We start from the raw sequence: 15,129 nt of genomic DNA on the forward strand, positions 1-15,129 counted from the left end.
GTGTCAGGAAGGCTCGGCGCCAATCAGAGTCAAAATACGACGCCGGCGTTCGTATTCGGTCCGGTCGAGGCGGACCTTTTCGAGGAGAAGACGGCACGTGGGCATCATCGGCAGGCCGAACCACCAGCGCTCGGACTCCACGATCCGCCACAGCAGGCGAAAGCCATAAGGCACGCCCTCCTCCTCACGACAGACCAGCGGGGCCAGGTAGAAGTCCAGAGTCGGATCGCGCCATCCCCAGAGGCGAGAGAGGACGAGCGGCAACGTCGTATCGGCGTAGGCATAGAGCTCATAGCGTGGGACGCGAACCCAAGCTCCCGGCAGCGGGATTTCGCCGGGCAGGCCCAGGATCGGCCGGTGCATGTCGATCAACAGGAAGCGCCCGCCCTCGCGCAGGACGGACAGGGCTTCGCCAGCGACGGCGACGGGATCACCGATGCCGCCGATGCCGAAGACCTGCACCACAATGTCGAAGCTTGCCGGCGCCAGGGCCTGAAACCCGGCGGGCACTTGCCCCGTCATTTTCGTTGCATCGCCGCGCACGAACGAGATGGCGCTCGATGATTTGAACTCGCGGCGATTGCGAGCGCCCACGAGCATGGCTTCGTTGTAGTCCAGCCCCACGATCTCCGCCGTGCGGCCATGTTCGGCCAGCACGCGCACGATCTCCAACGCCGTGAGGCCCGTTCCCGTGCACAGATCGAGCACACGCGGCCGCGGCTCGGGCGCGGATGCCACCAGCCACCCGGCAGCGCGCCGCCAGAACAGGTCCTGCCCACGCGTCGTGCGGTGGTGCTTCACGTCGTAGCCGGCAGCCTCCTTGTCATAGACTGCATCGACTTCGGCCTGGTCCAGGCCTCCCACCGCGCCGCGGCGCGGCCGCAGCAGCAGGCGGATCAGCGCCTCGGTCGGCACCTTGAGGATCGGGAACAGGATGCGCTCGAGCGCATTCAGCTCGAACGTGAGCGGCTGCCGCGTGTAAGCCGGAAACGCCGCCAGCACGTCCTTGTCGGTGGCGTGCTGTAAGGCCGCTGCGATCGAGGCGAGATCAGCCATGGCCGAACGGACAGACCATCGCCGACGGCTTCTCCGCCTGCGTCGGCATCGCTGGCTTTGCCGCCTGGCGGCGATGATGCACTCGCATCGGCAGATGCTCGCCCGGCCGCAGCGACACCAGACAGACCGGCTCGACGACATGGTCGGGCTCAAGCTCGAGCGTGAAACGCTGCGCAAGCGTGGCCAGGCAGATGATCGCCTCCGTCAGGCCGAAGGCCATGCCGGCGCAGATGCGCGGTCCGATGCTGAACGGCACATAGGCCCACTTCGATGGCGGACCGCCACCACCGGGCAGGAACCGTTCCGGCATGAAGTGATCCGGCTTCTCCCATAGCCCTCTCTTGCGGTGCAGGAGGAAGGGGACGACGAGCAACATGGACCTCTTGGGAACCGCTTGTCCTTCGATGACTTCGTCGCTCACCGCCTCGCGCGCCAGAACCGGAATGGGCGGATAAAGACGAAGTGTCTCCTCGATGATAGCGCGCGTGTAGACGAGGTTGGGCACATCCTCCAGGGAAGGCGTCCGTCCGCCCAACACGCGATCGAGCTCTTCGTGAAGGCGGGCTTCGACGTCGCGCGCCTGGGACAGTAGGAACCACGCAAAGGCCATGGTGTTTGCCGTGGTCTCGTGGCCCGCCATGAAGATCACAATGGCTTCATTGCGGATGGCGTCGTTGCTGAGCAGCTCACCGGTCTCCTCGTCGCGGGCGTCGAGCAGCGCGCGGATGAAGGAATGCTCGGTCCCGGGGACGCGATTGCGGCAGGCCTCGATGATCTCATCCAGGGTCCGCTGAATGCGGTGGGTCGACCTGAACAGCGATCGCGGCCGCAGACGCGGCCACCAATCGGGCAATGCGAACAGCGACGGGATGTCGATGAGACTCACGGATTTCTGGAAGTCGGTGAAGCCTTCGACGATTTCGTGGGTGCGTTCCTGGCCGAGCCTTTGTCCGAAGATCGCTCGGCAGATGATTTCCGCCGTGAGCTGGGCCATCTCCGCGAGAGCATCGATCTGCGTCCCGTCGGGCAGTGCGCCCCACCGATCGGCCAATTCGCGTGCCGTATCCGTCATGACCGGCGCGAAGGCGCTGGTGTTGGAGACATGGATGATCGGGGCCACGATGCGACGGCGCTTGCGCCAGACCTCGCCGTCGCTGATGAAAAGTCCGTCATCGATCAGAGGCTGCAGCATGTGTCTCATCGACGGGCTCTTGCGTTCGAAGGCGGCGTTGCGCGTATTGAAGGCGTACTGAACCGTCTCCGGGGTATTGCAAACGAAGATCCGCTGCTTGAAGACCTGCGTGCTCACGAAGTCGTAGTCGAACGCCCCCTCGGCCCACATCCCGATCAGGTTCTTTCGGCAAGCCTTGAGGCGCTGCCATATCGACGGCTCGTGCGGAAACCGATAGGGATACGGCGGAATGAATTCGCTCATCTCCGACTATCTTATCGGCGCCCCGTGATGGTTCAATCCCGGCATCCCCAACCGCGCAAGTCGATCCTCATCACGGGGGCTTCGAGCGGCATTGGCGCCGCCCTGGCGCAGGCATTGTCAACATCCGGCCGCACCCTGGCGCTGCTCGGCCGCGACGAGGCTCGTCTCGATGCCATCGCCGATGCGTGCCGTGCCAAGGGCGCGCAGTGCAAGGTCGGTGTCATCGATATTTGCGACCACGCCGCGATGGCCGACTTCATATCCCTCTTCGAGCGCGAACACGGCATCGACTTGCTGGTCCTGAACGCCGGCATCATGACCGGACGGCCAGCGGACAACGCGCTCGAAACCGGCGCGGCGGCGCAGCGCTTGCTCGAGATCAACCTCGTGGCAGCGATCGACACCTTGCATCTCGCCTTGCCCGGCATGCTTCAGCGGCGCCGGGGGGAGATCGTCTTCATGGCGTCGCTCTCGGGCCTAGCCCCGCTGCAGGATGCACCGGCCTATTCCGCCTCGAAAGCCGCCTTGCTTTCCTATGGCGTGGCCCTGCGCGACGCTGTCGCCGAGAGCGGCATCAACGTCATGGTCGTCTGCCCGGGCTATGTGGCGACGCCGATGGTCGCCAAACACCGGGGCGCCCGTCCTGGCGAAGTTTCCGCAGCCGACGCTGCCCGGCGGATCCTGAAAGGTCTCGATGCCAACAAAGGCCTGATCGGCTTTCCGATCTGGCTCTACTGGCTGAGCAGGGTCGCGTTGCTGGCACCGGAATTCCTGCGCCGGAAGACGATGTCGCTGTTCCGCTTTCACCTCGACGCCTAGCGCCTCAGCGAGAGCGGCCGCGCGCCGTAACCGGCCAGATGTCGACCAGCGTGTCACCCTTCACGACGTGATAGCTCTCATACAGGTTCACCGTCGGGTCGCAATGCGGTGGCACCAGGATGACCTGCTCGCCGAGATCCGGCGCAGCCTTCCCTTCCGGAGCGATGATAGCGAGATGCTCGTCGCCCATGAAGCGGGTGGTCGCGCCTTCGACGGCGCCCTTCAGGATCGGCGGCGGCCCCTTCTCGGTCGCCATCGCCTTGAGCCCGGCGTCGACCGTGGCCATGCCTGCGGTATTGGCACTGACCACACGCGCGTCGATCTGCAGCGCCTGCTCGAAGGTCGGCCTGTCGAGCCCGCGCAGGTCGCAGACATTGTATTCGTGGTCCATGAACACGTAGGAGCCGACCTGTAGTTCTGTGAAGACACCGAGCTTGGCGTCGATGAAATGCGTGCCCGTGCCGGAGCCGGTCACGATGGCGGGCTTCAGCCCCGCCGCCTCTAGCTTAGCAAGAATACCCTTGAGATAGGCCGTACGCTCCTCGATGGCCGCCTTGCGCTCGGCAAAGCCCTCGATGTGCTGATGACGGCCGCAATAGAATTGCACGCCGGCATATTTCAGCGCCTTGAGCTGGACGACCTTCCGCACCAGGTCGACCACGCCATCCGGCGTCGCCACGCCGGTACGATGGATGCCGGGATCGATATCGACGACCACCGCCAGCGGCTTGCCGGCTTTGGCCGCTGCCGCGGCAAGCGCTTCCGCGTTGGCCGGATGGTCGACCACGACCATCAGATCCTTCACCTTGCCGTTGAGTTCGATCAGCCGCGTGATCGCCTGAGGCGTCACCACCGGCGACGTGATGTGCAGGTTCTCGACGCCCTGCTCGGCCAGCGCCTCAGCCTCGCCCAGTTTGGCGCAGCACACGCCAAGCGCGCCGGCGGCGATCTGGCGCCTGGCGATGTCGGCCGACTTGTGGGTCTTGGAGTGGGGACGCAACTTTACATTGTGGGCGGCGGCGAAAGCGGCCATCTCGGCGATATTGCGATCGAGCATGTCGAGATCGAGCACCAGTGCCGGCGTGTTCAACGAACGCCGCGATCCCTGCTGGCCGATCAGATGACGATGAAGACGCTCGGCTTCGCTCATTACTTTCTTTCTCCTGACTGAAGGGTCCGGACGACCATGGTTTCGCCGGTCGTACCACGATTGACGCCGGCGCTCTTCATAAAGGTATTGTCGGCGCCGGTGCCCCAGAGAGCCACGCCCTGGGCCAGCAGCCCGCCATCGACCTTCACGGTCTCGCCGGTGATGAAGCGGGCGTCGCTCGAACAGAGGAATGCGGCCACGTCGGCGATGTCCTCGGGCTCTCCGCGATCCGGCCAGGGCTGCTGCTTGAACTGCTTCTCGTATCTTTCGGGCTTGCCACGATGGACGAGCGGCGTCGAGATCACGCCCGGCGCGATACCGACCACGCGGATGCGATCCGGCCCCAGCTCTGCCGCGACATTCTCGATCAGGCTGATCACGGCCGCCTTGGCCGCCGAATAGGCGTGGCTTCCGCCGCCGCCGACCATCCCCGCAATCGATGCGGTCACCAGGATGACGCCTCCTTGCCCATGCTTCTTCATCGCCAGCGAGGTATGTTTCATGCCGAGGAACACCGAGCGTGTCAGGACGGCGAAGGTATAATCCCAGCCCTCGACGCTGGTTTCGGCGATGGGGCCAAAGGCACCGCCCACACCGGCGTTGAGATAGGCAATATCGAGTCGACCGAAGCGCTTCTCGGCCTCCGCGGCCATCGCGACGACATCGGCTTCCCGGGCAACGTCGGTGCGGATGAAAGCCACGCTGTCGCCATGGCCTTGTGCCCTGGCCACGGAGATCGTCTCGGCGCCGTTCTGCTCGTTGAGATCGGCGACGACCACCTTGGCGCCATCGGCGAGGAAACGCATCACCGTGGCACGGCCCATGCCGCTTGCCCCGCCGGTCACGATCGCAACTTTGCCAGCCAGCTTTTTCATTGGATTTCGCCCTCCGATGGCATCGTGGAGTTGCGCCGCCAGCCCGGCAAGCCTAGCGTTTCGCAAAACTCGCCAGCGGGCAAACGCACACCGAGGAGCGTCCAATGAAAGTCGGAGTCTTCGCCACCTTCATGTCGCCTCTCGCGACACCGCAGATGATTCGCGACTTCGGCCGGCGCGCCGAGGAGGCGGGCCTCGACTCGATCTGGATGGGCGAGCACGTCGCCCTGTTCGACAAGAACACCTACGGCTATCCCGGCTCGAAGGATGGTCGCATTCCGGTGCCGCCGGGCGGTGGCATGCTGGATGTCACGGCGACCTTCGGCTTCCTCGCTGCCGCGACGAGGAAGCTGCGCTTCGGCACAGGCGTCGCGCTCGTGCCCCAACGCAACCCGATCTATACGGCCAAGGAGATGTGCACGCTCGACTGGTTGAGCGACGGCCGTCTCGATTTCGGCATCGGCGTGGGTTGGAACAAGGAAGAAGTCGAGGCCTGCGGTTACCGCTGGGAAGATCGCGGCGCGCGCTGCGACGAGTTCCTGGAGGTGATGCGGCGTTTATGGACGGAGCCCGTCGTCGACTTCTCAGGCAAATGGGTGAAGTTCGAGACCATGCGCCTCGATCCCAAACCGATCCAGAAGCCCCACATCCCGATCATCGTCGGCGGCTACGCTGATGCCGCCTTCCGCCGCGCCGTGCAGTTCGGCGCCGGATGGTACGGCTTCAACCTCGATGTCGCGCGCACGAAGGAAATGCTGACCAAGCTCGATGCCGCCTTCGCCAAGGCGGGGCGCAAGCGCGAAGCCTCGTACCAGATCATCATCACGCCGCCGATATCGATGCCGATGGACGCCATGCAAGGCTATGCCGAACTGGGCGTCCATCGCGTCGTCGTCAATCTCGGCGGCCAGAAGCCGGAGCAGGTGGACAAGCGCCTGCCCGAAATCGGCTCGCTGGTGAAGCGGGCGGCCTGAGACATGCGCCTGGAGACACTGCTGCCGCTCGGCAAGGTCGATCCGGGCCTGCGGGCGCCCGAAGTCCCGCTCGATCTCCACAGTATCGGTCGCGATGCGCGGCTGCTGGAAGAGATCGGCTACGACCGACTGGTCGTCGAGGAAACAAAGGACGACCCCTTCATCCTGATGGCGCTCGCCGCCGAGGCGACTCAAACGCTGAAGCTGGGCACGTCCGTGGCCATCGCCTTCCCGCGCAGCCCGACCGTGACCGCGCTCAGCGCCTGGACGTTGCAGAAGCTCAGCCGGGGCCGTTTCACGCTGGGACTGGGCACGCAGGTCCGGGCGCATATCGAACGTCGCTACGGCCTGCAATGGTCGCCGGCGGGCCCGTGGATGCGCGAATATGTGGCGGCGGTGCGTGCGGTGTGGAACTGCTGGCAGAACGGCGTGCCGCTCAACGTCGAGGGAGAGCACTACAATCTCAACCTGATGGTGCCGCTGTTCAATCCGGGCCCAATTGAACATCCCGAGATCCCGATCCATGTCGCAGCCGTGAACTCGGTCCTGTGCCGAATTGCCGGCGAGGTGGCCGATGGCATCCGGGTCCACCCCGTCTGCACACCCTCCTACATCGAGAAGGTGATGCTGCCGGCCGTGCGCACGGGGGCGGCCAAGACGGGCCGCTCGCTCGACAACTTCCAGGTCTGCATGAAGCCGTTGGTCGCGGCCGCCGCCACGGAGGCCGAGCTGGTGCCAAAAGTGCGCGACGTTCGGGCACGCATCTCCTTCTATGCGTCGACGCCGCAATATCGCGCCGCCTTCGACCATCTCGGCCTGGGCGATCTCGCCGATCGGCTGAAGCTATTGTCACGTGCCCAGAAGTGGGAGGAGATGCCGCAGCATATCAGCGACGACATCCTTCACGCCTTCGTAACCATCGGCACCTACGACACGATCGCCCAGAAGCTTTGCGATCGCTTCGGCAAGGTCGTCACGCATTGCGAATTTTCGATCGCCGTTGCCAACGATGCCGACAAGCATCGCCTGCGCGATCTCGCCAAGACGATCCAGTCGCAACCGCTCGACGGTGTGCGCCGCACCATCCTGGGCGAGGCCGCGTAGGAACCTGCCGACCTACCGGGCCGCACGTCGCGTCGCTTCCTCGAAGCGGCGGGCGCGCGTGGCCAGCCGCGGATCGTCCATCTCCTGCGCCGCCCTCTCCGGCACCCAATCGTCGCGTCCCGGCACGTAGTTGCGATTGGTCTGCACGGGGTTGCGATTGACGAGGGGCCGGGCATAAAGCGGATTATGCAGGCTCCTGACCTCGTGCTCGATCTCGAACAGCGGCGTCCCGCTGGCCAGGTCGACGATGTTCTGGAAGCGGTACTGGTGCTGGTTGCTCTCCTCGGTGACGAGGCCGCGGTCGAGAAGCTCGCGATGGGGGCCGGAGAAATTGGCGATATAAACCTGGATGTGATGGCCGTCGTAGGCCGGTAGCTCTGATGCCGTTTCGCGGAAGATCAGCTCCTGTCCGACTCCGACCGATACGCAAGCAGCCGGCGTAGGACCTGAACCGTCCACCCGCGCCATGGTCCCGAACACGCGCCGATAGAACGCCGCAATGCCATCGGCGGCGCCCATCGGCACATCGAACTCGACGTAGGCCATGCCGAGCGGCATGGCGGCAAACCTCTCCGACGGGCTGTAGCAGCGGATGCGATTGCCCCAGGGACAGGTTGCCTCGACGTACTCGCCCAGGGCCTTGAAGGTGAAGGCCGTGCCCTCCAGCAGCTTGCGCATCCGCTCCAGGCGGTTCAACAAAAATTCGTGATCGGGAATGACGAGGCCCACGTGTCCCCTCAGCCGTTGTGGCTTTCCGGTGGGGAGATGGAACTGGCTGCGCCCGACGTTGATCCACATATTGTCTGTGCTGGTCATCATGTAGGGATCGCGCGTAAGCCCCAGTCCGCTCACATAGAACAGCGTTGCGAGCCCCTGGTCCGGCACTTGCACGTTCACGTGCTCCAGGGCGACGATATTGCCGACATCCTCCGCGCTGCGGTCATATTGCCCGGCCATCTCTTGCCTCCCTTCGATCGCACGGACATTCTAGCGCAATTCCGGCGCCGAAGTTGCGGGATCGGGACTGGCGCCCGCCGGCTGCCACCAGGGAGAGCCTGATGATCTTCGAAGTACGCACCTACCTTCTGAAGCCGGGCACCGTCCCGCAGGCCGAGGAGGCCTTCGCGGTGGCCCTGCCCGAGCGCGTCAAGCTTTCGCGGTTGGCGGGCTTCTGGCGGACCGAAGTGGGAACGCTCAATCAGATCATCCATATCTGGCCGTACAAGGATCTCAATGAGCGCGACCGCATCCGCGCCGAAGCGGTCGAAAAGAAGATCTGGCCTCCCAAGATCGCCGACTTCATCCTCGAGATGGAATCGAAGATCCTGCATCCGGCACCGTTCTCTCCGCACTTCGAGCCGGGAGAGCACGGCAGCCTCTACGAGTTCCGCACCTATACCTACGGTCCGGGCGCGATTCCCAAAGTCGTCGAGGAATGGACCTCGCGCATCAAGGAGCGCTCGGCCGTGTCGCCACTGATCTTCGCCGGCTACACCGACATTGGCGCGCTGAACCAGTGGGTCCATGTCTGGGCCTACAAGAACATGGGCGAACGCGAGCGCCTGCGCGGCGAAGCGATGAAATCGCCCAACTGGCCGCCCCCTCGCCATCCCAGCGTCAGCCGACAGCAGAGCATCTTCGCCGTCCCGGCCAAGTTCTCGCCCTTGCGGTAAAAGGGTCGGGGCGTTCTCGGTTCACAGGAAGGAGACGCGCCATGACCATCACCATTCGCCAGGTCGGCCCCTGCTTCGCCGGAGAGGTCGAGGGGGTCGATATGCGCCGGCCACTGACCTCGGACGAGGTCGCGGCCATTCATGCCGGCATGGATCGATATGCCGTTCTGGTGTTCCGGGATCAGACCATCGACGACGAGCAGCAGCTCGCCTTCACCCGGAGCCTGGGCGAGATCGAGCATGCCATTGGCACCAGCCTGCGCGCCGCGGCCGACTACCGACTGCCGACCACCTTCGCCGACGTTTCAAATCTCGACCGGGACAATGCCCCCTTCGCGCGCGACGATCGCCGGCGGCTGTTCGCGATCGGCAACCGGCTTTGGCATTCGGACAGCTCATTCAAGGCCATACCAGCGAAATACTCGCTGCTGCGGGCCGTCAGCATCCCGTCGAAAGGCGGTGACACGCAATTCGCCGACATGCGGGCCGCCTACGATGCCCTGGACGAGGAGACCAGGAACGAGGTCGAGACACTGGTGTGCGAGCATTCGCAGATGTTCTCGCGCCAGATCATCGGCTTCTTCGACTTCACCGACGAGGAACGGGAGCGCTTCAAGCCGGTGCGGCAATGCATGGTTCGCATCCATCCGGTGACAGGCCGCAAATCGCTGTATCTTTCCAGCCACGCCGGCAGCATCGTCGGATGGCCAATGCCCGAGGCACGCGGATTCCTGCGCGACCTGATCGAGCACGCGACACAGCGGGAGTTCGTCTATACGCACAAATGGCGCGTCGGTGACCTGGTGATGTGGGACAATCGTCAGACCATGCATCGTGCCCGACCTTTCCCGGCCAGCGAACCGCGCGACATGCGCCGCACGACACTGGCCGGAGATGGCCCCACCGCCGAACAAGTCGAAGCAAAGGCCGCATGAGGAGCAGCACATGCCGATAGCCACCAAGTATCTCTTCGTCGTCAGCATGGATGTGGCAAAGGACAAGGAAGCCTTGTTCAACGAGGTCTATGACACCGAGCACGTCCCTCTTCTGAAGAAGGTGCCGGGCGTGCACTCCGTGACGCGTCTCAAGACCGAGCCTGCCGCCTTCATGCTCGGGGGCGAACGCAAACCCCTCGATGGCGCCGGCCAGGCAAGCTATGTGGCGCTCTACGAGATCGACAGCCCCGACGTGCTGCTGAGCAAAGAGTGGGCGGCGGCCGTCGAAAAGGGTCGCTGGCCAACGGAGGTACGACCCTTCACCTCCAACCGGAGACACGTCGTCCGCAAGGTCCTCTGACCTCATGCAGATCGGCTTCAACCTGCCGAACTCGGGTCCGCTCTCCTCGGTCGCGACGATGACAAAGATCGCGACCGAAGGCGAAGCGATGGGATTCGACTACCTGACCCTCACCGATCATGTCGTCCTGCCGGACACGGCAGTACCCGGCTATCCCTATTCCGAAAGCGGCTCCTTCTACGAGGAAGCGCCGACCGAACGGCACGAGCAGCTGATCGGCATGGCCTACATCGCTGCCAAGACCTCGCGCATCCGCCTGGTCGCCGCGGTCCTGGTGGTGCCTCATCGCCCGGCGGTGCTGGCTGCCAAGATGCTCGCCACGCTCGATGTGCTTTCGGGCGGACGTCTTGTCGTCGGCATCGGCGCCGGCTGGCTCAAGACCGAGTTCGATGCCGTCGCGACCACGCCCTTCGGCGAGCGCGGCAAGGTCACCGACGAATATATCGACGCTTTCCGCGTGCTCTGGACCGAGGCCCGGCCGCGCTTCAACGGCCGCTATACCCGCTTCGACGGCATCGTGCTGGAACCCAAGCCGGTACAGCGCCCGCATCCACCGATCTGGGTCGGAGGAGAAGGCCCTCCCGCCTTGCGTCGCGCCGCCCGCGTCGGCAATGCCTGGTATCCGATCGGCAGCAACAACCAGCATCTGCTCGATTCGTTGCCGCGGCTGCAGGCCGGTATCGCGCGCTTGCGCAAGGCTGCCGCCGAGGCCGGCCGCGGCCCGGCCGCCGTCGGTATCGCCTATCGCGTGAAGCGCTATGGTACGGTCGTCCCGCCCTTAGCCTCGGATGGCGAGCGGCGGCTTTTCTCCGGTACCGACGACGATATCGTGCGCGATCTGCGTGACCTGCGGGAGATCGGCGTCACCGCCATCGATATCGACTTCGGCCGTCCGGACGCCTCGGACATGCTCGCCGAAATGCGCCGGTTCAGGACGGCGGTCATCGAGAAGATCTGACCCGGCCCTTCAGGCCGGATCGCGAGTCAGCGCACCGGCTCGAGCACGACCACGGGAATTTCCCGCGAGCCGGCCTTCTTCTCGTAGTCGGCGTACGGCGGGAAGAACGACACCGCCTGATCCCACAAACGCTTGCGTTCCTCACCTTGTGCGGTGCGCGCACGGGCCTTCATCTTCGCCGTTCCGACCTGGATATCGACATCGGGATTGGCCTGCATGTTGCGGTACCAGCCGGGATGTTCCGGCGCACCGCCCTTCGAGGCGATGACGAAGTAGTTGTTTCCGGCTTTGCCATAGAAGAGCGGGAACATCCATTTGTCGCCCGACTTGCGACCGGTGGTCGTCAGCAGGAGCGCCGGAACGGTGCGGGCAGGCTGGCCGGGATTGTTGATCGTGTACAGGTGGCCGTCGGAGCCGCCGCTCTTGATATAGCGATCGGCATGGTCCTTCATCCATTGCGGCAGATTGGGTGGGAGCTTCGCTTCAGTCATCGCCGTCTCCTCAGTTGATCTCGATTACGTCGGCACCGCCTCTGTACAGCCGCTCCACCAGCGCCTTGCGGCGTTCGAGCGTCGCCCGCTGGTTGATGTAGCCCTTGTCGGTGATCTCGTGGCCGTCCACCGACGGCGGTTCTTCCATCAGCATAACGCGCCGCACCTGCATGGAGGAACCCCGTCCCTCGGCATTCATGCGGGCCAGGCCGCCCTTCAGCATCTCGATCACGGCGGGATGTTCCAGAAGCTGCGCGATGGTCAGGGCAGATCCGGTGTCACCAGCGATTCGCCGGCAGGCAGCGATGTTGGGAAAACCGAGCAGGCCCACATACTCGCGATCTGGTGCGCAAACGACGGCATCCTGCAGCACCGGTGACGCCGCCGCGATGGCATTGGCGCGCAATGTGCCGACCAGCACGAACGTGCCACTGGTCAATTTGAAATCCTCGACGACGCGGCCGTCGAAGATCAATCCTTGATTGGGGTCATGCGAATCGACGAAGCGGGCGGCATCTCCGATCTTGTAGAAACCTTCCTCGTCGAAGGCAGCGGCGGTGAGATCCGGTCGCTTGTAGTAGCCCGGCGTCACGATCACGCTCCTGAGGCGCACCTCGTAGCGACCATCCTCCCCGGTCGGCACCAGCTTGAGCTGCACGCCCGGATAAGGAAGACCGATCAGGCCGACGCGCTCCGACGCCCAGTGCACAGATGTCGCCGTCGGCGCGGTTTCGGTCGCTCCCCAGCCGGTGATGAACGGCAGTCGATAGCCTGTATGCCTTACCGCGAGCGCTTCCATCCGCTCGTAAAGATCGTGAGGCAGCGTGGCGCCGCCATAGGCAAGGCTATTCAGGTTCCTGAAGAACCTTTCCGCCAGAAGATCGTCCTTTTCGAGCGCCGTCGCCAGCATGGCATAGCCGGCCGGAACGTTGGCGAAGGAGGTCGGCGAGATCTCGCGCAGATTACGCAGCGTCTCCTCGAACAGGCCCGGCAAGGGCTTGCCGTCGTCGATCCAGGTCGTGCCGCCCTCGGCAAGGTTGCCCTGGAAGGTCGCATTGCCGCCCATCGTGTGGTTCCACGGTAGCCAATCCAGGTTTACCGGCGGTGGCTCATCCGGATGACGCGTGCGGGCCATCTGGCCCATGGCGATATTGGCGCACATCATCTCCTGGGTATTGATGACGGCCTTGGGCATTCCTGTGCTGCCCGAGGTGAAGAGGAATTTGCCGATCGTGCCGGGTTCGATGGCGGCGATCGATTGCGCGACGGCTGCCGTCGGCCGGGTCGAAACCAACTCGCTCCAGGGCAGCGATTGCGTCTGCGGTGGCGCTTTGTCGACATGGACCACGGTCACGCCCGCGAGGTCGAGCGCCGCGAGTGCGCCGGCGTAGATCTCGCCGTTCTGCACGAACACCAGGCCCGGCCTGATGAGGTCGAAAACGTAACGAAGCTTGGCGTGGTCCTGGCTCAGGATGGAGTAGGCCGGCGACACCGGTGCAACCGGTGCCCGCGCCTGCATCCCAGCCATGGTGAGCAGCGCGAATTCGATCGAGTTCGACGACAGGATCATGATCGGCTTTTCGGGGCCAAATCCGCGGTCCAGCAGCGCTTGCGTCACCGCATCGACCTGCCCCTTGGCCTCGCCGTAAGTGACCTTCAGCCATTCGCGCGCCGGGCCCCGCCGCTGGGCAAGCCAGATCCGCTCCGGCGCCGCCGCAGCCCACCGGGCGAGAAAGGCAGGAACATGCCGTTCGTAGGGCTTCAGCTTGTGATTGGACCGCAACAAAAGAGTGCCATCCGGTCGGCGATCGAGACGCACGTCCCGGCTCAGGAACTCCACCGGCTTGAACGGTGCGCGCAGTACGCTGTCCACTACTTTTTCCTCCCACAGCACTTTGGTCGACATCTAGGCCCGCCGCCGTCGCCCCGGCAAGTCACTGCCCCGGCGGGCATTTCCGTCCACCGGGATATGTGCGGCGCCTTGTGGCTTTTTCGCCCGGAGGTGCGGTGCTAGCTTCCGCCGCCGAAATTCATGAGGAAACCCCAATGATCCGTAAATTGGCCTCGGCCTTTGCCGCGGCATGCCTGCTCGCCGCGCCGGTATTGGCGGCGGAACCGCCCGCCGAAATCAAGATCGGTACGCTTTACGCGTCATCGGGGCGATACGCCTCGATTTCGATGCCGGTGCACAGTGCGTTGAAGCTGTGGGTCGACCAGAAGAATGCCGACGGCGGCGTCTATGTGAAGGCCTTCGACAAGAAGATCCCGATCAAGCTCGTCGCCTATGACGACCAGAGCAACACGGCGACCGCCTCGACCCTCTACAACCAGCTGATCACGCAAGACAAGGTCGACCTCCTGGTCGCCGATTCGGGATCCGTGCTGACCGCTCCCGCGGTCGCGATCGCCCGCGATCACAAGATGTTCCTGTTCGATCAGACCGGCACCGGCGCCAGCTTCTTCTCCAAGGACAATCCCTATATCGCGCTGATGGCCGACCCGGTCTCGACCATCTGGCCCAAGCCGGTGGCCGACTTCCTGACGCAGGACGGGCCGGCGCTCGGCATCAAGAAGATCGCGATCCTCTACTCGACCAACGAGTTCACGGGCACCCAGGCCAATGCGGTGCGCAAGTTCATCAAGGACTCCGGCGCACCGGTGGAGATCGTCTACGACCAGGGCGTGCCGACCGAGACGACCAATTACACGGTCATCATCAACAACATCCGCGCCAAGCAGCCGGATGCGGTGATCCATCTCGGCTACGCTCCGAACGACATCGCCTTCCTGCGCAACGTCAATGAGGTTGGCGTGAAGTTCAAATGGCTGTTCTGCATCTATCCGGGCCTGGAGACCGAGCTCCTGGAGAAGAATGTCGGCGTGAAGGGCCTGCAGCACGTCTTCACCTACGTGCCGCCGTCCGAGCTCGACTATCCGGTGAATTTCGGCATGAAGATGCCGGAGTTCCGGGCGCTGTGGAACAAGAGCTTCCCCGACGGCAAGGTCGAGTTCGGCTTCAACGCGGTGGCCGGCTATACGACGGCACTGGTGATCGAGAAGACCCTGTCGGTGGCGACCAGTCTCGACCAGATGGAGTTGCGCCGTGCCGTGTTCAGCCTGTCGGGCCAGCTCAAGACCCTCGATGGCACCTTCGCCCTCGATGACATGGGCGGCCAGATCGGCGAGCTGACCCCGCTCGGCCAACTCGAACTCGACGACCACGGTCATCTGAAGTTCGTCGCCGTCTATCCTCACGACGTCGCCACCGGCAAGCCGGTCTATCCGCGCCCGTGAGTCC

Annotated in this window: 15 protein-coding genes; 8 read left to right on the forward strand and 7 right to left on the reverse strand. The window is 64.3% G+C overall.

Features of this window, described 5'->3' with window-relative positions; genetic code table 11:
- Positions 1-3: 3 nt before the first annotated feature.
- Both B5D62_RS09800 and B5D62_RS09805 read right to left on the reverse strand, forming a co-directional pair.
- On the reverse strand, positions 4-1,056 hold the full coding sequence (locus B5D62_RS09800; protein ID WP_170920864.1) for a class I SAM-dependent methyltransferase: 1,053 nt from the start codon (positions 1,054-1,056) through the stop codon (positions 4-6).
- Positions 1,049-2,491 (reverse strand): cytochrome P450, encoded by a 1,443-nt coding sequence (locus B5D62_RS09805; RefSeq protein WP_085933702.1) that lies wholly within the window; start codon positions 2,489-2,491, stop codon positions 1,049-1,051. The genes B5D62_RS09800 and B5D62_RS09805 overlap by 8 nt, the downstream gene beginning before the upstream one ends.
- A gap of 27 nt (positions 2,492-2,518) precedes the next feature.
- Here B5D62_RS09805 and B5D62_RS09810 point away from each other — a divergent pair, with 27 nt between their 5' ends.
- Positions 2,519-3,310 carry an SDR family NAD(P)-dependent oxidoreductase gene (locus B5D62_RS09810; protein ID WP_085933703.1) on the forward strand — a complete coding sequence of 264 codons (792 nt, stop codon included), beginning with the start codon at positions 2,519-2,521 and terminating at the stop codon, positions 3,308-3,310.
- Positions 3,311-3,314: 4 nt separating this feature from the next.
- On the opposite strand, the gene B5D62_RS09815 is transcribed toward B5D62_RS09810, so the two are convergent.
- Positions 3,315-4,460: a DSD1 family PLP-dependent enzyme gene (locus B5D62_RS09815; protein WP_085933704.1), complete on the reverse strand. Its 1,146-nt coding sequence runs from the start codon at positions 4,458-4,460 to the stop codon at positions 3,315-3,317.
- Complete coding sequence (locus tag B5D62_RS09820) at positions 4,460-5,335, reverse strand: SDR family NAD(P)-dependent oxidoreductase (RefSeq protein WP_085933705.1); 876 nt, start codon at positions 5,333-5,335, stop codon at positions 4,460-4,462. The genes B5D62_RS09815 and B5D62_RS09820 overlap by 1 nt, the downstream gene beginning before the upstream one ends.
- A 104-nt stretch (positions 5,336-5,439) precedes the next feature.
- Between B5D62_RS09820 and B5D62_RS09825 the strand changes: the two genes are divergently transcribed.
- Together B5D62_RS09825 and B5D62_RS09830 are read left to right on the forward strand one after the other, a co-directional pair.
- Positions 5,440-6,309, forward strand: a complete 870-nt coding sequence (locus tag B5D62_RS09825; RefSeq protein ID WP_085933706.1) for an LLM class F420-dependent oxidoreductase — start codon at positions 5,440-5,442, stop codon at positions 6,307-6,309.
- Positions 6,310-6,312: 3 nt separating this feature from the next.
- Positions 6,313-7,413: a TIGR03617 family F420-dependent LLM class oxidoreductase gene (locus tag B5D62_RS09830; protein ID WP_085933707.1), complete on the forward strand. Its 1,101-nt coding sequence runs from the start codon at positions 6,313-6,315 to the stop codon at positions 7,411-7,413.
- Between the two features lie 12 nt (positions 7,414-7,425).
- Here B5D62_RS09830 and B5D62_RS09835 read toward each other — a convergent pair whose 3' ends face one another.
- Positions 7,426-8,370, reverse strand: coding sequence for a VOC family protein (locus tag B5D62_RS09835; RefSeq protein ID WP_218191021.1), 945 nt, complete (start codon positions 8,368-8,370; stop codon positions 7,426-7,428).
- 101 nt (positions 8,371-8,471) lie between these two features.
- Here B5D62_RS09835 and B5D62_RS09840 point away from each other — a divergent pair, with 101 nt between their 5' ends.
- Genes B5D62_RS09840 through B5D62_RS09855 form a run of 4 tightly spaced genes read left to right on the forward strand, consistent with a single transcriptional unit; the run spans position 8,472 to position 11,340 of the window.
- On the forward strand, positions 8,472-9,086 hold the full coding sequence (locus B5D62_RS09840; RefSeq protein WP_085933708.1) for an NIPSNAP family protein: 615 nt from the start codon (positions 8,472-8,474) through the stop codon (positions 9,084-9,086).
- 41 nt (positions 9,087-9,127) lie between these two features.
- Positions 9,128-10,021 carry a TauD/TfdA dioxygenase family protein gene (locus B5D62_RS09845; protein ID WP_085933709.1) on the forward strand — a complete coding sequence of 298 codons (894 nt, stop codon included), beginning with the start codon at positions 9,128-9,130 and terminating at the stop codon, positions 10,019-10,021.
- Between the two features lie 10 nt (positions 10,022-10,031).
- Positions 10,032-10,382: an EthD domain-containing protein gene (locus B5D62_RS09850; RefSeq protein WP_085933710.1), complete on the forward strand. Its 351-nt coding sequence runs from the start codon at positions 10,032-10,034 to the stop codon at positions 10,380-10,382.
- A gap of 4 nt (positions 10,383-10,386) precedes the next feature.
- Entirely contained in the window at positions 10,387-11,340 is a 954-nt protein-coding gene (locus tag B5D62_RS09855; RefSeq protein WP_085933711.1) for an LLM class F420-dependent oxidoreductase, read from the forward strand.
- 26 nt (positions 11,341-11,366) lie between these two features.
- Here B5D62_RS09855 and B5D62_RS09860 read toward each other — a convergent pair whose 3' ends face one another.
- Positions 11,367-11,831: a nitroreductase family deazaflavin-dependent oxidoreductase gene (locus B5D62_RS09860; RefSeq protein ID WP_085933712.1), complete on the reverse strand. Its 465-nt coding sequence runs from the start codon at positions 11,829-11,831 to the stop codon at positions 11,367-11,369.
- A gap of 10 nt (positions 11,832-11,841) precedes the next feature.
- Positions 11,842-13,737: an AMP-binding protein gene (locus tag B5D62_RS09865; protein WP_085933713.1), complete on the reverse strand. Its 1,896-nt coding sequence runs from the start codon at positions 13,735-13,737 to the stop codon at positions 11,842-11,844.
- Positions 13,738-13,877: 140 nt separating this feature from the next.
- Here B5D62_RS09865 and B5D62_RS09870 point away from each other — a divergent pair, with 140 nt between their 5' ends.
- The gene (locus B5D62_RS09870; protein ID WP_085933714.1) at positions 13,878-15,125 is read left to right on the forward strand and encodes an amino acid ABC transporter substrate-binding protein; all 1,248 of its coding nucleotides are present in this window, start codon (positions 13,878-13,880) and stop codon (positions 15,123-15,125) included.
- Positions 15,126-15,129: the final 4 nt, after the last annotated feature.

The sequence above is a fragment of the Enhydrobacter aerosaccus genome (assembly GCF_900167455.1).
Taxonomy (GTDB): Bacteria; Pseudomonadota; Alphaproteobacteria; order Reyranellales; family Reyranellaceae; genus Reyranella; species Reyranella aerosaccus.